This window comes from Streptomyces sp. NPDC029674, assembly GCF_044903205.1.
In the GTDB taxonomy this organism is placed as follows: domain Bacteria; phylum Actinomycetota; class Actinomycetes; order Streptomycetales; family Streptomycetaceae; genus Streptomyces.
Window position 1 is genome coordinate 143,739 of the sequence record NZ_JBJDPY010000002.1, and the last position, 19,829, is coordinate 163,567.

14 protein-coding genes and 1 tRNA gene are annotated in these 19,829 nt (G+C 71.3%); 1 reads left to right on the forward strand and 14 read right to left on the reverse strand.

Features of this window, described 5'->3' with window-relative positions:
* Positions 1-89: 89 nt before the first annotated feature.
* The 11 genes from ACI2L3_RS04535 to bldG form a co-directional block, all read right to left on the reverse strand.
* Positions 90-163, reverse strand: a tRNA-Thr gene (locus ACI2L3_RS04535).
* 84 nt (positions 164-247) lie between these two features.
* Positions 248-1,888 carry an alpha/beta hydrolase gene (locus tag ACI2L3_RS04540; protein ID WP_404750823.1) on the reverse strand — a complete coding sequence of 547 codons (1,641 nt, stop codon included), beginning with the start codon at positions 1,886-1,888 and terminating at the stop codon, positions 248-250.
* Between the two features lie 160 nt (positions 1,889-2,048).
* Entirely contained in the window at positions 2,049-3,254 is a 1,206-nt protein-coding gene (locus tag ACI2L3_RS04545) for a DNA polymerase III subunit delta' (protein ID WP_404750824.1), read from the reverse strand.
* A gap of 117 nt (positions 3,255-3,371) precedes the next feature.
* Positions 3,372-6,566 (reverse strand): dTMP kinase, encoded by a 3,195-nt coding sequence (gene tmk / locus ACI2L3_RS04550; RefSeq protein ID WP_404750825.1) that lies wholly within the window; start codon positions 6,564-6,566, stop codon positions 3,372-3,374.
* Between the two features lie 96 nt (positions 6,567-6,662).
* Entirely contained in the window at positions 6,663-9,503 is a 2,841-nt protein-coding gene (gene topA, locus ACI2L3_RS04555) for a type I DNA topoisomerase (RefSeq protein WP_404750826.1), read from the reverse strand.
* Positions 9,504-9,830: 327 nt separating this feature from the next.
* Complete coding sequence (locus ACI2L3_RS04560) at positions 9,831-10,028, reverse strand: hypothetical protein (protein ID WP_404750827.1); 198 nt, start codon at positions 10,026-10,028, stop codon at positions 9,831-9,833.
* A 220-nt stretch (positions 10,029-10,248) separates the two neighbouring features.
* Complete coding sequence (locus tag ACI2L3_RS04565) at positions 10,249-11,775, reverse strand: methyltransferase (RefSeq protein ID WP_404750828.1); 1,527 nt, start codon at positions 11,773-11,775, stop codon at positions 10,249-10,251.
* A gap of 85 nt (positions 11,776-11,860) precedes the next feature.
* On the reverse strand, positions 11,861-12,448 hold the full coding sequence (locus tag ACI2L3_RS04570) for a small secreted protein (protein ID WP_404750829.1): 588 nt from the start codon (positions 12,446-12,448) through the stop codon (positions 11,861-11,863).
* A gap of 197 nt (positions 12,449-12,645) precedes the next feature.
* The gene (locus ACI2L3_RS04575; RefSeq protein WP_404750830.1) at positions 12,646-15,048 is read right to left on the reverse strand and encodes a sodium-translocating pyrophosphatase; all 2,403 of its coding nucleotides are present in this window, start codon (positions 15,046-15,048) and stop codon (positions 12,646-12,648) included.
* A gap of 270 nt (positions 15,049-15,318) precedes the next feature.
* Complete coding sequence (locus tag ACI2L3_RS04580) at positions 15,319-15,759, reverse strand: ATP-binding protein (protein ID WP_404750831.1); 441 nt, start codon at positions 15,757-15,759, stop codon at positions 15,319-15,321.
* 189 nt (positions 15,760-15,948) lie between these two features.
* Entirely contained in the window at positions 15,949-16,290 is a 342-nt protein-coding gene (gene bldG, locus ACI2L3_RS04585; protein ID WP_003975386.1) for an anti-sigma factor antagonist BldG, read from the reverse strand.
* A gap of 80 nt (positions 16,291-16,370) precedes the next feature.
* Between bldG and ACI2L3_RS04590 the strand changes: the two genes are divergently transcribed.
* Entirely contained in the window at positions 16,371-18,887 is a 2,517-nt protein-coding gene (locus tag ACI2L3_RS04590; protein ID WP_404750832.1) for a DEAD/DEAH box helicase, read from the forward strand.
* Here the strand turns inward: ACI2L3_RS04590 and ACI2L3_RS04595 are convergent.
* The 3 genes from ACI2L3_RS04595 to ACI2L3_RS04605 are packed head-to-tail and all read right to left on the reverse strand — an operon-like array spanning position 18,884 to position 19,828.
* Complete coding sequence (locus ACI2L3_RS04595; protein WP_404750833.1) at positions 18,884-19,195, reverse strand: Rv3654c family TadE-like protein; 312 nt, start codon at positions 19,193-19,195, stop codon at positions 18,884-18,886. The two genes, ACI2L3_RS04590 and ACI2L3_RS04595, sit on opposite strands and share 4 nt — an antisense overlap.
* Positions 19,196-19,254: 59 nt before the next feature.
* Positions 19,255-19,704: a TadE family type IV pilus minor pilin gene (locus ACI2L3_RS04600; RefSeq protein WP_404750834.1), complete on the reverse strand. Its 450-nt coding sequence runs from the start codon at positions 19,702-19,704 to the stop codon at positions 19,255-19,257.
* Positions 19,691-19,828, reverse strand: coding sequence for a DUF4244 domain-containing protein (locus ACI2L3_RS04605; RefSeq protein ID WP_355810965.1), 138 nt, complete (start codon positions 19,826-19,828; stop codon positions 19,691-19,693). The genes ACI2L3_RS04600 and ACI2L3_RS04605 overlap by 14 nt, the downstream gene beginning before the upstream one ends.
* Between the last annotated feature and the right edge of the window lies 1 nt (position 19,829).

Below are 19,829 nucleotides of genomic sequence, written 5' to 3' on the forward strand. Positions count from 1 at the left end.
ACGAACGGGGGAGGGTGTGTCGGCCGACGCAAGGGGCGAAAAAAGCAAAAGCCCCAGGTCACGGCGAGTGAGTCCTGGGGCTTCCACAGAGCCGCCTTCGGGATTCGAACCCGAGACCTACGCATTACGAGTGCGTTGCTCTGGCCATCTGAGCTAAGGCGGCGCGCCGTCCGCACCATGGTGCGATCAGCAACGCGGCCAAGTCTACACAGTTTTCGAGGGTGCTCCGCACACCCCCTTCTTAGGCCTACGAGCAGCGCTTTCCGTCCTTCGGGACGGTGCCCTCCAGGAGGTAGGCGTTGATCGTCGAGTCGACGCAGTCGCTGCCGCGGCCGTACGCCGTGTGGCCGTCGCCCTCGTAGGTGAGGAGGTGGCCGGAGGAGAGCTGGGAGGCGAGGGCCTTTGCCCAGCGGTAGGGGGTGGCCGGGTCGCGGGTCGTGCCGGCGACCAGGATCGGGGCCGCGCCTTCCGCCTCGATGCGGTGCGGCTCACCCGTGGCCCGCACCGGCCAGTACGCGCAGTTCAGGGACGACCAGGCGAGGCCTTCGCCGAAGACCGGGGAGGCCTTGCGGAAAGAGGGCAGGGACTTGCGGACCTCGGCCGGGGAGGCGAAGGAGGGGGGCAGGTCCAGACAGTTCACGGCGGCGTTGGCGAACATCAGGTTCGCGTACTTTCCGTCTTCGTCCCGCTCGTAGTAGCCGTCGGAGAGCGCGAGCAGGCCCGCCCCGTCCTTGTCCTTCATCGCCGAGGTGAGCGCGTCGCGCAGCTGGGGCCAGCCCGCCTCGTCGTACATCGCGGCGATCACGCCCGTCGTGGCGAGCGCCTCGCCGAGTTTCCTGCCGCCCACCCCGCCACCTGCCCCGCCGCCCACCCCGCCCACGGTCAGCGGTTCGCGGTCCAGTTCGCCGAAGAAGGCCTTGAGGCGGCGGCCCGCGTCCTCGGGGCTCTCGGCGCCGAGCGGACACTCCGCGCCGCGCGCCACGCAGTCCTTCGCGAAGGACCGGAACGCCGTCTCGAAGCCGGCGGTCTGGTCGCGGTTCATACGGCGAGCGGACAGGGACGGGTCCATCGCGCCGTCCAAGACCAGGCGGCCCACGCGCCGCGGGAAGAGCTCCGCGTACGTCGCGCCGAGGAAGGTCCCGTACGAGGCGCCGACGTACGACAGCTTCTCGTCGCCGAGCGCCGCCCTCAGGACGTCCATGTCGCGGGCCGCCTCGACCGTGGAGACGTGCGGCAGGATCTTGGCCGACCGTGCCTCGCAGCCCGCCGCGAACGTCTCGAAGGCGTTGCGCAGGCCGTCCGTCTCGCGCTGGTCGTCGGGGGTCACATCCGTCTGCGTGTACACGTCCATGCGCGTGCCGTCGAGGCAGGTCACGGGCTCGCTGCGGGCCACTCCGCGCGGGTCGACGGCGACCATGTCGTAGCGGGCCCGGACCTTCTCGGGGTAGCCGAGCGCCGCGTACGCCTGGAGGTAGCCGATCGCCGAGCCGCCGGGGCCGCCCGGATTGACCAGGAGCGAGCCGAGACGGCCGTTCTCCCCCGTGGCCTTCTCCCCTGCGGCCTCCTTCCCGATGGCCTTCCTCCCAGTGGCCTTCTTGCGGGCGACCGCCAGCTCGATGTCGCCCGCCGCGGGCTTCGCGTAGTCGAGCGGGGCCTTCATGGAGGCGCACTCGAAGCCGGGGGCGCCGCACTCGCGCCAGCTCAGCTTCTGTCCGTAGTACGGGGCGAGCTCGGCGGGCGTCGAGCGGGACAGCGACGCCATGGAAGCGTCGGCCGTCGAACTTTCCGACGAGCAGCCGGAGATGAGCAGCCCGGTGGTCACGAGCAGAGTGCCGCACGTACGGAAGGAGAGGTGACGGCTGCGACGGCCGCGACGGCTGATGTCCATTTCGTGAGAGTAACTCTCCGCGAGCGGACGGTCACTAATCGTGCCCGTATGAGTGAATCCGCCCGCGGGAACACCCACTGGGCGCCCGCCGATCCGCCAACCCGCTCTCCGGCCCGGGGCGTTCACGCCGCCGGACGGAGACCCGCGCGAACGAGGACACTTACCCCGCCCGCAACGCCACCGTCATGGCCTCCACCGCCAGCAGCGGCGCCACATTGCGGTCGAGCGCGGTGCGGCAGGCACCGATCGCCTCGATGCGGCGCAGCGTGGATTCGGGCGAGGAGCCCAGGGCCATGCGCTCCAGCATGTCCTGCACCTCGGTGTTGGCGATGGCCACCCGCGAGCCGAGCTGCAGGGCGAGGACGTCCCTGTAGAGCCCGGTCAGTTCGGTGAGCGCGAGGTCGAGGCTGTCACGCTGCGTACGCGTCTTGCGCCGCTTCTGTCTGTCCTCGAGCTCCTTCATCGCGCCGGCCGTGCCGCGCGGCATCCGGCTGCCCTGGCCGCCGCCGAGCGCCGCCTTCAGCTCCTCGGTCTCCTTGCCGTCGACCTCCTCGGCGACCTGCTTCGCGTCCTCGGTCGCCGTGTCGATCAGCTCTTGCGCGGCCTTGAGGCAGCCGCCGATCTCCGTCACCCGCATCGGCAGCTTCAGGACGGCGGCCCTGCGCTCACGCGCGCGTGGGTCGGTCGCGAGCCGCCGGGCGCGGCCGATGTGTCCCTGCGTGGCGCGCGCCACGGCCGCGGCGACGTCCGGCTCGATGCCGTCTCTCCGTACGAGCACGTCGGCGACCGCGTCCACGCGCGGCGTGCTGAGTGTCAGGTGCCGGCAGCGGGAGCGGATGGTCGGCAGCACGTCCTCCAGGGAGGGCGCGCAGAGTAGCCACACCGTGCGGGGAGCGGGCTCCTCGACGGCTTTCAGCAGGACGTTTCCCGCGCCCTCCGTGAGGCGGTCGGCGTCCTCCAGGACGATGACCTGCCAGCGGCCGACGGCGGGCGACAGCTGTGCACGCCGGACGAGCTCGCGGGTCTCCTTCACGCCGATGGAGAGCAGGTCCGTGCGCACCACTTCCACGTCGGCGTGGGTGCCGATCAGGCTGGTGTGGCAGCCGTCGCAGAAGCCGCAGCCGGGGGCGCCGCCGAGCGCGCGGTCGGGGCTGGTGCACTGCAGGGCGGCGGCGAAGGCACGCGCGGCGGTGGCGCGGCCGGAGCCGGGCGGGCCCGTGAACAGCCAGGCGTGCGTCATCTTCGACGACTCCGGCGGCGGGGTGTCGGTGGCCGCCGCCGTCACCAGCGCGTCGGCGTCCCGGGCGGCGGCACCCAGCTGCTCGCTCACCCGCTCCTGACCCACCAGGTCGTCCCACACGCTCATGGGGTCACCGCCTTACGCCGCGCTCTGCTCCTGCCCGGACCGCCCAATTCCCGCCCGGACTGCCCATTGTGGAGGACACCACTGACAATCCGGCCCGATCCGGCCCGGCCGCGGTCTTCAGCGGCCTCGCCGGCCGCGCCGCGCCCGCCTGTCACCGTCGCCGTTCCCGTCGTCATCCGCCGCGTCCTCGTCCTCATGGGACCCGAGCAGTTCGTCCGCGAGCGACGGCAGGTCGTCCAGCGGCGTCTCCTCGGCCCAGTCGGAGGACGACCGCCGGGGCACGCCCTGCTCGTCGACCTCGATCTGGGGCAGCTCACGGGTCCGGTCGTCGGACCCGTCGGGCGTGGGCGCGCTCGCGGGCCGCTCGTCCCGGAAGTACCCCGGCGGCACCTTGTCCTCCCGGACGGCCGGCAGTACGGCCGTCTCGTCGGCGGCCCCCGCGGGCGCGGGCGGCTGCGGCAGCACCGCGGTGTCCTCCGCGCCGGGGCCCTCCGTGCCGGGCCCCTCGGTGCCGATCGCCGGCAGCACGGCCGTCTCGTCGGCAGCCCCGGAGGGCGGCTTCACCACGGGGGTGGGCACGGTGGTCTCGTTGTCGGGCACGGGGGTCTCGTCGGCCGGCACGGACGACTCGGCTGATGGAGCCTTCCGCGCCGGAGCCGGAGGGGCAGCCTTCGGAGCCGGAGGGGCAGCCTTCGGAGCCGGAGCCGGAGCCGCCGCAGCCGTCGCCGCGGCCGCCGAAGCCGCCGCGAGCCGCCGCGCCTCCTCCGCCCGCAGCAGCGCCGCCTCCGCCTTCCGCTGCTTCTCCAGGCGCCGCTCCTCGGCCTCGGCGCGCAGCCGTGCCTCTTCCTCGGCCTCCCGGCGGCGCCGCTCCTCCTCGGCCTTGCGGACCTTCTCCTCGGCGAGGAGCCTGGCCTGCTCCTCCTCGGCCCGGCGCTTCGCCTCCTCGGCGCGCTTCCTGGCCTCCTCGGCCTGCCGCTCGGCCTCGCGGCGCTGGGCCTCCTCCAGCTCGCGCCGCTTGCGCTCCTCCTCCTCGGCGCGGAGCTTGGCGAGCTGCTCCTGGCGCTCGCGTTCGAGGCGCTCCTCCTCGGCCTTGCGCGCGGCCTCTTCCTCGGCCTTGCGCCGCGCCTCCTCCTCGGCGGCCCTGCGGGCCTCCTCCTGTGCCTTCACCTCGGCTTCGGAGAGGGGGAGTACGAGGTCGAGCCGGTGCCGGATGACGGTCGTGACCGCCTCCGGCTCCTGGGACGCGTCGACGATCAGGTACCGCCCCGGGTCGGCGGCGGCGAGCGTGAGGAAACCGGAGCGCACGCGCGCGTGGAACTCGGCGGGCTCCGACTCGAGTCGGTCGGGCGCCTCCGTGAACCGCTCGCGGGCGGCCTCGGGCTCCACGTCGAGCAGGCACGTCAGGTTCGGTACGAGGCCGCCGGTGGCCCAGCGGTTGATGCGGGCGATCTCGGTCGGCGACAGGTCGCGGCCCGCGCCCTGGTAGGCGACGGACGAGTCGATGTAGCGGTCGGAGATGACGATGGCGCCGCGTTCGAGGGCGGGGCGTACGACGGTGTCGACGTGCTCCGCGCGGTCGGCGGCGTACAGGAGCGCTTCGGCGCGGTGCGAGAGACCGGCCGACGACACGTCGAGGAGGATCGACCGCAGCCGCTTGCCGACGGGCGTCGCGCCCGGCTCGCGCGTGACGACGACCTCGTGGCCCTTGGCGCGGATCCACTCGGCGAGCGCCTCGGCCTGCGTCGACTTGCCCGCGCCGTCGCCGCCCTCCAGGGCGATGAAGAAGCCGGTGGCGCAGGGCGCCTGCGCCGGGTCGTCGCCGCCGCGCAGGGCGTCCAGCAGGTCGTGCCTGAGCGGTATGCCCTGGCGGTCGTCGGCCTTGGCGAGGACCAGCGCGGCCACCGGCAGCAGCAGCGCTCCGACCAGCATCAGCGTGAAGGCGGCGCCTCCGTGGTCGAAGACGAACTTGCCGTTGACCATGCGGTGCGGCCCGATCGCGGCGGCGACCACCGGGGCCACCAGCGCGCCGAGCGCGAGGACGAGACGTACGACCGCGTGGAGGTGCTCCGTGGTGCGGGCCCTGCGGTAGTCCTCGACCTCCTGGTCGAGGAGCGCGTGGCCGATGTTCGCGGCGACTCCCGCGCAGACGCCCGTGAGGGCGAGGAGCAGCAGCACGGTCGTGGTGTCGGGCACGAGGCCGGCGGCGAGCAGCGCGACGCCGGTGAGGGCGATGGCGAGCGCGAGCAGCCTGCGGCGCGAGAGCGAGGGCAGCAGGGACGGCGCGACGCGGATGCCGACGGCGGTGCCGCCGGTCAGGACGAGGACCACCAGGCCGTACGTGACGGGCCCGCCGCCCAGGTCCTTGGCGTGCAGCACGGCGACGGCAACGGCCGCCGCGACGGCTCCCGCGACGGCGGCGCAGGCGGCGACGAAGAGCGGGATCGAGCCGGTGCGGCCCTTGTCGGTGCCCGTGCCGGTGCGCGGCCTGCGCAGCCCCTCCAGCGGGCTGCGCGCGCGTGGCGTCTGCGTACCGGGAAGTACGAGGAAGTAGACGATCGAGAGCGACGCGGCGAAGAGCCCGGCCGCCACAAAGGAGGCGAGCCCTGCCTGGTGCAGCTCGAACCAGTCGATGCCGGCGCCGAGCACGTTCCCGACGAGGGTGATGACGACGAGGATCGCGGCCGCGACGGGCAGCGCCAGGAATCCCGTACGCAGGGAGAGGCGCCGCAGTGCGTCCATGTGGTCCGGCAGCGGCCGTACTGTCGCGCCCTCCAGGGGCGGCGCGGGCAGCAGCGCGGGCGCCGCGCTCTCCTTGGCGACCGTCCAGAAGCGCTCGGCGACGCCGACGACGAAGGACGTCACCAGGATCACCGCGAGGGCGTCGTCCGGGGTCCAGTCGATCCACAGCGGCGCGACGACGAGGAGTGCGGCCCGCACTCCGTCGGCGCCGATCATGGTCCAGCGCCGGTCGAGCGGGCCGCCCGGAGAGGTGAGCGAGGTGAGCGGCCCGAGAAGCACCGCTCCGAAGAGCAGCGTCGCGAGGACGCGCGCTCCGAAGACGGCGGTCACGGCGAAGGCCGCTCCCCGATAGCCGCCTCCGAAGGCGCCTTCGGCGATGGACGACTGGAGCGCGAGGATCACCAGGACGAGGAGCGCGAGCGCGTCGCCGACACTTTCGACGAGTTGGGCGCTCCACAACCGCTTCAGCTGCGGTACGCGCAGCAAGGCGCGGACGGCACGCTCTCGGGAATCTGCGACCAGGGCGTCGTCGGGGGCCGGGATTCCGGCCGTTGGCTGCTCGGCACGCGTCATCCGTCCAGCCTATCTGGACGGACCCACTCCCCGCGGAGCCACCCGAACAAACGACCGTCTGGTTCGGGTGGCGCCCGCTGTGGGAGGTGTCGGAGGTCAGTCCTCCGAAGCGGCTGCCTTACTGGAAACAGCCGTCTTCTTGGCGGTCGTCTTCTTGGCCGTGGTCTTCTTCGCGGCGGTGGTCTTCTTGGCCGCGGTCTTCGTGGCGGCCGTCTTCTTTGCCGGCGCCTTCTTCGCGGGTGCCTTCTTGGCGGCCTTCTTCGCCGTCTTCTTGGCAGGCCCCTTCGCCCGCTTCTCCGCGAGGAGCTCGTAGCCCCGCTCCGGAGTGATGTCCTCCACGGAGTCCGCCGCCCGCAGTGTCGCGTTCGTCTCGCCGTCCGTGACGTACGCCCCGAAGCGGCCGTCCTTCACGACGACCGGCTTGCCGCTGACCGGGTCCTCGCCGAGCTCCTTCAGCGGCGGCTTGGCGGCGGCGCGGCCACGCTGCTTCGGCTTGGAGTAGATCTCCAGGGCTTCTTCCAGCGTGATGGTGAAGAGCTGCTCCTCGGTCTCGATGGACCGCGAGTCGGTGCCCTTCTTCAGATACGGGCCGTACCGGCCGTTCTGCGCGGTGATCTCGACGCCCTCGGCGTCGGTGCCGACCACGCGCGGCAGGGACATCAGCTTGAGGGCGTCCTCGAGGGTGACCGTGTCGAGCGACATGGACTTGAAGAGGGAGGCGGTGCGCGGCTTGACCGCGTTCTTGCCGGTTTTCGGGGTGCCCTCGGGGAGGATCTCCGTCACGTACGGGCCGTAGCGGCCGTCCTTGGCGACGATCTGGTTGCCGGAGTGCGGGTCCGTGCCCAGCTCGAAGTCGCCGCTCGGCTTGGCGAGCAGCTCCTCCGCGTAGTCGACGGTCAGCTCGTCGGGCGCCAGGTCGTCGGGGACGTCCGCGCGCTGGTGGTTCTCGGAGTCGCGCTCGCCGCGCTCGACGTAGGGACCGTAGCGGCCGACGCGGAGCATGATGTCGTTGCCGACGGGGAAGGACGACACCTCGCGGGCGTCGATGGCGCCGAGGTCGGTGACGAGTTCCTTGAGGCCGCCGAGGTGGTCGCCGTCGCCGTTGCCCGCGTCGGCCGCGCCGCCGGCCGCCTCGCCCTCACCGAAGTAGAAGCGCCGCAGCCACGGCACGGCCTGCGCCTCACCGCGGGCGATGCGGTCGAGGTCGTCCTCCATCCTGGCGGTGAAGTCGTAGTCGACGAGGCGCCCGAAGTGCTTCTCCAGGAGGTTGACCACGGCGAAGCTCAGGAAGGAGGGAACGAGTGCCGTCCCCTTCTTGAAGACGTATCCGCGGTCGAGGATCGTGCCGAGGATCGACGCGTACGTCGACGGGCGGCCGATCTCGCGCTCTTCGAGCTCCTTGACCAGCGACGCCTCGGTGTAGCGGGCCGGGGGCTTCGTCGCGTGGCCGTCGACCGAGATCTCGTCGGCGGAGAGCGCGTCGCCCTCGCCGACCTGCGGGAGCCTGCGCTCGCGGTCGTCCAGCTCGGCGTTCGGGTCGTCGGCGCCCTCTACGTAGGCCTTGAGGAAGCCGTGGAAGGTGATGGTCTTGCCGGACGCGCTGAACTCGGCGTCGCGGCCGTCGGAGGCGCGGCCGCCGATCTTGACCGTGACCGAGTTTCCGGTCGCGTCCTTCATCTGGGAGGCGACGGTCCGCTTCCAGATCAGCTCGTAGAGCCGGAACTGGTCGCCCGACAGACCGGTCTCGGCGGGCGTGCGGAAACGATCACCCGAGGGGCGGATCGCCTCGTGCGCCTCCTGGGCGTTCTTGACCTTGCCGGCGTACGTACGCGGCTTGTCCGGCAGGTAGTCGCTGCCGTAGAGCTGCGTGACCTGGGCCCGGGCGGCCGCGACCGCCGTGTCGGACAGCGTCGTGGAGTCCGTACGCATGTAGGTGATGAAGCCGTTCTCGTACAGCTTCTGGGCCACCTGCATGGTCGCCTTGGCGCCGAAGCCCAGCTTGCGCGAGGCCTCCTGCTGCATGGTCGTCGTACGGAAGGGCGCGTACGGCGAGCGGCGGTACGGCTTCGACTCGACGGAGCGTACGGAGAAGTCCGTGTCCTGGAGGGCGGCGGCGAGCGCGCGGGCGTTCGCCTCGTCCAGGTGCAGGGTGCCCGTGCTGTTGGCCTTGAGCTGCCCCACGGAGTTGAAGTCGCGGCCCTGCGCGACGCGCTTGCCGTCGACCGTGGTGAGGCGGGCGACCAGCTGCGAGGGGTCGGACGCGTCGCCGATGCGGCCGGTGCCGAAGGTGCCGGTCAGGTCCCAGTACTCGGCGGAGCGGAAGGCGATGCGCTCGCGCTCCCGCTCGACGACGAGGCGGGTGGCCACGGACTGCACACGGCCTGCCGACAGCCGCGGCATGACCTTCTTCCAGAGGACCGGCGAGACCTCGTAGCCGTAGAGGCGGTCGAGGATGCGGCGGGTCTCCTGGGCGTCGACCATGCGCTTGTTGAGCTCGCGCGGGTTGGCGACGGCGCTGCGGATCGCGTCCTTGGTGATCTCGTGGAACACCATGCGGTGGACGGGGACCTTGGGCTTCAGGACCTCGAGGAGGTGCCACGCGATGGCTTCGCCCTCGCGGTCCTCATCGGTGGCGAGGAAGAGTTCGTCGGACTCCTTCAGGAGGTCCTTGAGCTTCTTGACCTGCGCCTTCTTGTCGGCATTGACGACATAGATGGGCGCGAAGTCGTGCTCCACGTCCACGCCGAGGCGGCGCACCTCGCCGGTGTACTTCTCGGGCACCTCCGCGGCGCCGTTGGGGAGGTCGCGGATGTGCCCGACGCTGGCCTCGACTACGTAGCCGGGGCCGAGGTAGCTCTTGATCGTCTTCGCCTTGGCAGGCGACTCGACGATGACGAGTCGGCGGCCGCCCTGTGCGGTCTCGCTGGTCGGGGACAACTTCGCTCTTCTCTCCGGTCGACACTCGGTGGCAGTGCGCGGTGGCACCACTTGGTCGCAATGCCGGTCGACCCCGCGCTGTGGCGGGGGTCTCGTGGCAGTGCGGTGGCAGTGCCCGCATGGCTTGCGTTGCGCTGTCGCTGCGGAGTGTGACGGTACATCCCGCCCCCGTGTCAAACGGGAAAAGCCCGCAACGGCCACTCGAACGGTAACCCGACTACCGCCATTCCTGCCGCCCGGAGTAGCCGCCGCTGTTCCGGTGCCCGGTGCGGGCGGCGGCCGGACGACAACTGGAAGGACAGGGTCCGCCGGGTCGTCGACACCACGTCACAGCCGCGTGAAGCACCACACCCCGAGCAGCAGCGCACCCGATCCCGCGAGCACGGCGAACGTCGCCGATGCGACGGGGTTCACACCCTGGGCGACGGGAGCGCGGTGCGCGACACGCGCACCGGTCCACAGCATCAGCCCGGCGCCGAACAGTGCGAACACCGTTCCTGCGAAGATCGCTGGTCCGCTCTCCATGGTCGTGCCTCCCCGTGCCGAGTTCCCCTGCCGGGAGGCTGACACGCACGGGAATCGGGAGGACGACATCGGGGTGAACGGCGAGCGGCCCGCCCGTACACCGCACCCGAAAGCCCCCTTGCACCGCACCCGAAATGCCCCGTACGAGCTCCGAAATGCCCAATACGAGCCGGATGTTGGCCGGTTTCCTCCCACCACCCGGGTGCGGTACGCAGACTCGCTACGCCCCGACCGGCAGCAGGAAGCCCTGCTCGACGAGGAGCCTGATCTGCGCGGGCGTCCGGTCCCGCAGCAACACCGGGTCCTCCCCGACCAGTTGGGCGATGGCGTCCAGGATCCGCCCGGCGCTCAGCGAGCCGTCGCAGACGCCCGCGAACCCGGCGCCCACCGTGTCGACCTTGGTGGCCCGCCGCATCCCGCGGTTCTGGCGCAGCACGACGTGCTCGGGGTCCTCGGCGCCCGGCAGCCCGACCTGCTCCTGCACGACCTCGTCGGCGAGCTTGAAGTGCCCGGTGAGCAGCGCGGCGTCGTCGTGCGTGCGCAGGTACTCCTGCCGCTCGAAGAACTCCCGGACCGTGTCGCCGAGGGGCTGCTCGACGGGGTGCGGCCACTCCTCGATAGTGATGGACGGCTCATCGGACCCGGACTTCCGGAGCGTGATCCAGCCGAACCCGACGGCATGCGTCTCCCGCGCCGCGAACTCGTCCAGCCACGCGTCGTACCGCGCCGCGTACTGCCCGGGGTCCGTGCGGTGGTCCCCCGCGTCCCGCAGCCACAGCTCGGCGTACTGCGTGATGTCCTGCACCTCGCGCTGCACGATCCAGGCGTCGCAGCCGCGCGGCACCCAGGAGCGCAGCCGGTCCTGCCACTCCTCGCCGTCCACGTGCTGCCAGTTGGCCAGGAAGTGCGCGTACCCCCCTTCGTTCAACCGCTCCCCCGCCTCCTGAACGAGCGACCGGCACAGATCGTCCCCGCCCATCCCGCCGTCCCGGTAGGTGAGCCGCGCCCCGGGCGAGATCACGAAGGGCGGATTCGACACGATCAGGTCGTACGTCTCGTCCCCCACCGGCTCGAAGAGCGAGCCCTCGCGCAGGTCCGCCGCCGGGGCCCCGGAGAGTGCCAGCGTGAGCCGGGTGAATCGCAGCGCCCTGGGGTTGAGGTCGGTGGCCGTCACGCGCGTGGCGTGCTGGGCGGCGTGCAGCGCCTGGATGCCGGAGCCGGTGCCGAGGTCGAGGGCGCTCGCGACGGGCGTACGCACCGTGATGCCGGCCAGTGTGGTGGACGCGCCGCCGACCCCGAGGACGACGCCCTCGTCGTGGCTGCCGATGCCGCCCGCGCCGCCGACCGCGCACCCCAGGTCGGAGACGATGAACCAGTCCTCACCGCCCGGCCCACCGTACGGGCGCACGTCCACCGTCGCCCACAGCTCACCGTCCCGCTCGGCCAGCCAGTCGCTCTCAAGGAGTACGCCGACGGGCAGAACGTCGGCCACGCGCGCGTGAGGCACGGATTCCTGCAGCAGGAAGAGGCGTACGAGCGCCGCGAGAGCACCGTCCCCTCGCGTGGCCCGCAGCGCCGGCACGGTCTCGCTGCGGGCGAGCGCCGTGTAGGCGGGGGCGCCGAGCAGTTCGAGCAGCCCGTCGGCGGTGAAGTCGGCGGCGAGCAGCGCGTCCCGCAGGGCGGCGGCTGCGTCGGCGCGGTCGGACGCGGGCAGGGGGAGGCTGGCGTTACTGCTGGCGTTACTCACCCCTCCATTGTGGCCCGCCCGGTGCGCCGATGCCCCCGGCGCCGCATGGGCGCCGAAGGCATCGGGAGAGTACGGCCGGAAGGGATCAGCTCTTGGTGGAGGGCGTGGCGGACGCGCTCTTGCAGCTGTCCTGCTTGCCCATCGCCTTGCCGACGTCGCCCTCCTGGAGCTTCTCCAACGCCTCGTTGCCGCTCTTGCTCAGCTTGTCCAGCTCTCCGGCGACGTCCTTGAGGCCGTCCGCGAAGTCCGCCTGGTTCTTGGTGTCCAAGCCGTCGACCTGCTTCTTCAGGTCGCCGTACGACTTGGAGATGGCGTTGAGCTCCTTGACGGCGTCGTCCGTCTTCTTCTTGCCGTCGTCGACCGGCGGCGCGCCCGCCTTCTTCACGGCGTCACCCATCGACTTGTAGGCGTCGGACATGTCCTTGAACGCCTTGGAGTCGGTCTTCTGGACGTCGGCCGGCGAGCTGTTGTCGGAGGTCTCCTTCTGGATCGCGGCGTTGGCGGCCGCGATCTTCTTCGACTCCGGCTGGACGGAGTCGCAGACCTTCTTGGCCCAGTCGTCCAGCTCCTTGTTGCCGTCGTCGCTGCTGCACCCTGACAAAGCGAGTACCAGTACCGCACCGCCGGACAGTGCGGCTGCAAGCTTCTTGTTCACCGGATTGGTCCCTTCCATGGCTCTCGGCCCCGGAACTTACACGCCAACTGGGCGACATCCGCATGCCGGGGGCCCGGTACAACAGCTATTGCAGCCATTTGCACCAAGCGGGGGACGGTACGGGGTGCGAGACAAGGCTCACGGGTCGCCCCGCACACGCCGACGGGCGGACGGCGCATCAAAAAGCGCCACCCGCCCGCGTGTTGCCGGGGGCGTTACGAGACCACGGCAGGGTCGGCCGACTTGGCCACCCGCCCCGGGTTGTCCTCGTCCCCGACGGCGATACCGCGCCGCTTGGAGACGTAGACCGCGCCGATGATGACCGCGATGGAGAGCCCCGCGATCAGCACCCGCATCCCGACGCTGGCGTCGTCCCCGTAGCTGAACTTGACGACCGCGGGCGCGATGAGCAGCGCCACCAGGTTCATCACCTTCAGCAGGGGGTTGATCGCCGGCCCCGCGGTGTCCTTGAACGGGTCGCCCACGGTGTCGCCGATGACGACCGCGGCGTGGGCCTCACTGCCCTTGCCGCCGTGATGGCCGTCCTCGACGAGCTTCTTCGCGTTGTCCCAGGCACCGCCGGAGTTGGCGAGGAAGACCGCCATCAGGGTGCCCGTGCCGATCGCGCCGGCGAGGAACGAGCCGAGCGCGCCGACACCGAGCGAGAACCCGACCGCGATGGGCGTGAGCACGGCGAGCAGACCCGGCGTGGCCAGCTCGCGCAGCGCGTCCTTGGTGCAGATGTCGACGACGCGCCCGTACTCCGGTTCCTCGGTGTAGTCCATGATCCCGGGGTGCTCGCGGAACTGCCGCCGCACCTCGTAGACCACGGCTCCCGCCGACCGCGACACCGCGTTGATCGCGAGCCCCGAGAAGAGGAAGACGACCGCGGCGCCGAGGATCAGGCCCACCAGGTTGTTGGGCTGTGAGATGTCCATCACCAGGTTCATCGGGGCGCCGTCGCCGAGTTTCTCGCCGACGTCCTTGGCCGCTTCCGCGATGGCGTCGCGGTACGAGCCGAAGAGCGCCGAGGCCGCGAGGACCGCGGTCGCGATGGCGATGCCCTTGGTGATGGCCTTGGTGGTGTTGCCGACGGCATCCAGGTCGGTGAGCACCTGCGCGCCCGCGCCCTGGACGTCGCCGGACATCTCGGCGATGCCCTGCGCGTTGTCGGAGACGGGGCCGAAGGTGTCCATGGCGACGATGACGCCGACGGTGGTCAGCAGGCCCGTACCGGCCAGGGCGACCGCGAAGAGGGCGAGCATGATCGACGTGCCGCCGAGCAGGAACGCCCCGTACACGCCGAGCCCGATCAGCAGCGCGGTGTAGACGGCCGATTCCAGACCGATCGAGATCCCGGCGAGGACGACGGTGGCAGGACCGGTGAGCGAGGTCTTGCCGATGTCCTGGACGGGACGCCGGGTCGTCTCGGTGAAGTAGCCGGTGAGCTGCTGGATCAGTGCGGCCATCACGATGCCGATGGCGACGGCGACGAGCGCGAGGACCCGTGGATCGCCGTCGTGGGCCTTGATCGCCGCGTCCGTGACGCCGTCCAGGTCCGCGTACGTGGACGGCAGGTAGACGAAGACCGCCGCGGCCACGAGGACGAGCGAGATGACGGCGGAGATGAAGAAGCCGCGGTTGATGGCGCTCATTCCGCTGCGGTCGGAGCGCCGGGGCGCCACCGCGAAGATGCCGATCATCGCCGTGACGACGCCGATGGCCGGGACGATCAGCGGGAAGGCGAGCCCGGAGTCGCCGAACGCCACCTTTCCGAGGATCAGCGCGGCGACGAGCGTCACCGCGTAGGACTCGAAGAGGTCGGCGGCCATGCCGGCGCAGTCGCCGACGTTGTCGCCCACGTTGTCGGCGATGGTCGCGGCATTGCGCGGATCGTCCTCCGGAATGCCCTGCTCGACCTTGCCGACCAGGTCGGCGCCGACGTCGGCTGCCTTGGTGAAGATGCCGCCGCCGACTCGCATGAACATCGCGATCAGCGCCGCGCCGAGGCCGAAGCCTTCGAGCACCTTCGGCGCGTCGGCCGCGTAGACGAGCACCACACAGGAGGCGCCCAGCAGACCGAGCCCCACCGTGAACATGCCGACGACGCCGCCCGTGCGGAAAGCGATCTTCATGGCCTTGTGCGATACGGCGGTGAGATCCTTTTCGGGCTCGCCTTCTGCCGGAGTGGCCTCTCGGGCGGCGGCTGCCACACGCACATTGCTGCGCACGGCGAGCCACATACCGATATAGCCGGTGGTCGCCGAGAACGCCGCTCCGACCAAGAAGAAGATCGATCTGCCGGCGCGCTGATTCCAGTCGTCCGCCGGCAGCAGCATGAGCAGGAAGAACACCACGACGGCGAATACGCCGAGAGTGCGCAGCTGGCGTCCCAGATAGGCATTCGCGCCCACCTGGATCGCCTTCGCGATCTTCTTCATGCTGTCGGTGCCCTCGCCTGCCGCGAGTACTTGTCGTACGAGCACACCCGCGACGACGAGAGCCGCGAGCGCGACGGCCGCGATGACCATCACGATGAGGCGGTTGTCGTCGGTCAGGACTGCGGCTGCGAAGGTTGAGGGGTGGTCAAACTGATGAGGGGTAGAAAGCCCCGCCATTCGTCCTCCTTGACGCTTGGGCTGAGCTCAAGATGTGGACGGATTGTAGGGAGCGGAACCTGATCAAAACAGAGCGCCACAAACGGAATTGACCTGAGATTGCTTCTCAGCAAATGATCGGGCGCAAAGATTGGCCCCGAAAGCGGTAATGCCTCAAACCCGTTGACGCCGAAGATGTGGATCGCCGATACGGCACAATTAAATGATCAAAAAACAAAAGGCCCTGTTCACCGTGGTGGTGACAGGGCCTGCGGAACGGAGGGAGGAGTGTCAGGGCAACAGCGTCGCCGGCGCCGTGGGCCAGCTCATGCGGATGAGGCCGCCGGACTCGCCGGCCGTGACCTCCACGTCGTCCACGAGGCCGCTGATGACCGCGAGGCCCATCTCGTCCTCGCCCTCGGGCTCCGCGTCGTCGCCGTCCTCCGGCAGTGCGCCGGGCGCCCGGCCGCCGGGCGTCGCTCGGGGCGCCTCGTCACCGACCTCGATGGAGAACTGCTTCTCGTCCTCGATCAGCGCCACCCGCACCGGCGCCGTGACGCCGCTGCTCTGGTGCAGCCCGACGGCGCGCGTGCAGGCCTCGCCCACCGCGAGCCTGACCTCGTCGAGAACGGCCTCGTCCACTCCGGCCCTGCGCGCCACCGCGGCCGCCACGAGCCGGGCGGTCCTGACGTGTTCGGGCAGCGCGCTGAAACGGAGTTCAACGGTGGCCATGCATCCCCCTCGACAGACGCGCGTGCTGTCAGAGGGCCGGGCCGCAGGCCCGGTCCCCTGCTGTACTGCCGTCCCGGGCCCCGGGCCCGGGACGTCCTGCTTCCGGTCGGCCGAAGCATCGGCCACCACCCGATCGGTGGCCACCCAATCGGCGGACACCCAGTGGGTGGCTACTCAGTGGGTGGCTACTCAGTCAGTGGCCGCGACCGCTTCCTCGACCGAGGTGTGAATCGGGAACACCTTGGTCAGGCCGGTGATGCGGAAGATCTTGAGAATGCGCTCCTGGTTGCAGACCAGGCGCAGCGAGCCCTCATGGGCACGCACCCGCTTCAGGCCGCCGACCAGCACGCCGAGCCCGGTGGAGTCGAGGAAGTCGACTCCCTCCATGTCGACGACCAGATGAAAACTGCCGTCGTTCACCAGCTCGACCAACTGCTCGCGCAGCTTGGGCGCGGTATATACATCGATTTCGCCACCGACCTCGACGACCGTACGATCGCCGACGGTACGGGTCGACAGGGACAGGTCCACGGATCCTCCAGCACCTTGCTATCGAGCGGTCATCCCTCGGGACACCTCGGCAGAGCCCCCAGGACGGATCGCCAGCCGCGATGGCATTCAATCACTTACAGGCAGGCGTGCACGACGCCTTCGGACCATTGTCCATCCCGCCAGTGACACACTCGATGCCGATGGCCAAAATTTCTCCTCCCGGAGGACCCTCCGCGGGCGCCCCGGCACGCACGTCCCCGCGGACCGTTCTCGACAGGCTCACCGCGGGGCCGAGCCGTGCATCGCGCGTCACTCATACGGAGCACCTGCCCCCGCGCGCGGCACGGTATGCAGTCTGGCCCGACCGCATCCGTCCCGAGGTCATATCCGCCGTCCAGGCGGCCGGGATCGAGCACCCCTGGGCCCACCAGGCACAGGCCGCCGAGCACGCCCTGGACGGCGAGTCCGTCGTCGTCGCCACCGGCACCGCGTCCGGCAAGTCCCTGGCCTACCTCACCCCCGTCCTCTCCGCCCTCCTCGACGGCTCCGAAGCCCCCAACGGCCGCGGCACCACCGCCCTGTACCTGGCCCCCACCAAGGCCCTCGCCGCCGACCAGCGCCGCGCCGTCCGTGAGCTGGCGGCCCCGCTCGGCAACGCGGTGCGCCCCGCCGTGTACGACGGCGACACGCCCTTCGAAGAGCGCGAATGGGTGCGGCAGTACGCCAACTACGTCCTGACCAACCCGGACATGCTGCACCGCGGGATCCTCCCCTCCCACCCCCGCTGGTCCTCCTTCCTGCGTGCCCTGCGCTATGTCGTCATCGACGAGTGCCACACCTACCGGGGCGTCTTCGGCTCCCACGTCGCCCAGGTCCTGCGCCGCCTGCGCCGCCTCTGCGCCCGCTACGGCTCCGAGCCCGTCTTCCTCCTCGCCTCCGCCACCTCCGCCGACCCCGCGGTCTCCGCGGAGCGCCTCACCGGGCTGCCCGTGAAGGAGGTCGCCGACGACGCCTCACCCCGCGGCGACCTCGTCTTCGCCCTCTGGGAGCCGCCTCTCACCGATCTCCACGGCGAGAAGGGCGCCCCCGTCCGCCGCACCGCCACCGCCGAGACGGCGGACCTCCTGACCGACCTGGCCGTCCAGGGCATCCGCTCCGTCGCCTTCGTACGGTCCCGGCGCGGCGCCGAGCTGATCTCAGTGATCGCCCAGGAACGTCTCGCGGAGGTCGACCGCTCCCTCGCCCGCCGCGTGGCCGCCTACCGGGGCGGATATCTCCCCGAGGAACGCCGCGCCCTGGAGCGCGCCCTGCACTCCGGCGAACTCCTCGGCCTCGCCGCCACCACCGCCCTCGAACTCGGCGTGGACGTCTCCGGGTTGGACGCCGTCATCATCGCCGGCTACCCGGGCACCCGCGCCTCCCTCTGGCAGCAGGCCGGCCGCGCGGGCCGGTCCGGACAGGGGGCGCTGGCCGTGCTCGTCGCCCGCGACGATCCGCTGGACACGTATCTCGTCCACCACCCCGAGGCGTTGTTCCAGCAGCCCGTGGAGTCCACGGTTCTCGACCCCGACAACCCGTACGTCCTCGCGCCCCACCTCTGCGCCGCCGCCTCCGAACTCCCGCTGATCGACGACGACTTGGCCCTCTTCGGCCCCGCCGCCGAAGAACTGCTCCCGCAACTCGAAGCCGCGAAGCTGCTCCGGCGCCGGACCAAGGCGTGGCACTGGACCCGCCGCGAGCGGGCCGCCGACCTCACCGACATCCGCGGCGAGGGCGGGAAGCCCGTCCAGATCGTCGAGGAGGGCACGGGCCGGCTCCTCGGCACCGTCGACGCGTCCGCCTCGCACACCACCGTCCACGAAGGCGCCGTCCACCTCCACCAAGGGCGCACGTATCTCGTCCGCCACCTCGACCTGGAGGACTCGGTGGCCCTGGTCGAGGAGGCCGCGCCGCCCTACTCCACGACCGCTCGCGACACGACGGCGATCTCCATCCTGGAGACGGACACCGAGGTCCCCTGGGGCGCCGGGCGGCTCTGCTACGGCTCCGTCGAAGTCACCAACCAAGTCGTCTCCTTCCTGCGTCGCAGACTCATCACCGGCGAGGTGCTCGGCGAGACCAAACTGGAGCTCCCTCCTCGTACGCTCCGTACGCGGGCCGTCTGGTGGACCGTGACCGAGGACCAACTGGACGCCGCCCGCATCAATCCGGAGATCCTCGGCGGCGCCCTGCACGCCGCCGAACACGCGTCCATCGGCATGCTGCCGCTGTTCGCCACGTGTGACCGATGGGACATCGGTGGCGTCTCCGTCCCGCTGCACCCGGACACGCTCCTTCCCACGGTCTTCGTGTACGACGGCCACCCCGGCGGGGCGGGCTTCGCCGAGCGGGCCTTCCACACGGCTCGGGAGTGGCTGACGGCCACGCGGCAGGCGATCGCCTCCTGCGAGTGCGAGGCGGGCTGCCCTTCGTGCATCCAGTCCCCCAAGTGCGGCAACGGCAACGACCCTCTGCACAAGCGGGGGGCGGTGCGGCTGCTTTCCGTGTTGCTGCGGGACGCGGAGGGGCAGGGAGTGGAGAGCCGGGGCGCGGAGGGACGGGACGCGGAGGGACAGGGAGCGGAGGGGCAGAGTTAGGGGGTGTGGCCGGCCGGGCCCGCCCGAGACCTGACCGTGGCGGAGAAAGGCCCGGCCGAAGAGGAAGCCGTGACCTCGGAGATCTCTCCCCGCAGCACGCACCGCACCACCCGTGCCCCCTGAGCCTCGGCCACCCGGAGAGCTCCCGCGCACGCCCCGGCGGAGCCCACCGTCCACCGGTCCGCCGCGGCGAGCGCCGCCAGGTCCGCCGCGCCGCCCACCCGATGCCGGACCACGACGACCTGCGCCATGGCGAACACCGCGCCGCAGACCACGCCCAGGACGGCCATCACAACGACCACCCACACGGTGGCGGCCCCTCGGTCCCGGCCCGCGCCACACCACCGTCCGGCTCTCCTGCGCCACCTCATACGCCCACCCCCACCGTCTCCTCCGCCAACGCCACCGCCTCTGACCGCAGACGCAGGCCCAGCCCCAGCACCCGCGGACCCGGCGCGTCCGCCACCACCTCGACCCGCACCAGGTCGCCCGCACGCCGTACGGACACGCTCGCCCCGCGCGGCGCCGCCTGCCGTGCCGCCGCGGTGACCGCGCCGTCGGGGTCCTGCCGGGCCGCCGCGCGGGCTCCGGCCCGGGCGGCGTCCACGCACTGGATCTGCGCGGAAGCCGCCAGCAGGGTCCAGATCAGCGCCATGGTGAACAGCACCAGGGTCGGCAGCACGACTGCCGCCTCCGCCGTCACGAACCCGCGGTCCGTGCCGCGCCCCCATCCTCTGAACCGCTGCCACCGTTCGCCCTGCCTGGCCTGCCTGGCCTGCCTGGTCTGCCTGCACCGTCCGGTCTCAGAACGGAACATCGAGCGCCTTCTCCACGACCGCCTGCAGCGCCGCTTTGACCTGCCCGCTCGTCACCACCTTGTAGAGCAGCCCGGCGAAGCCCACCGCCGCGATCAGCCCCATCGCGTACTCGGACGTCACCATC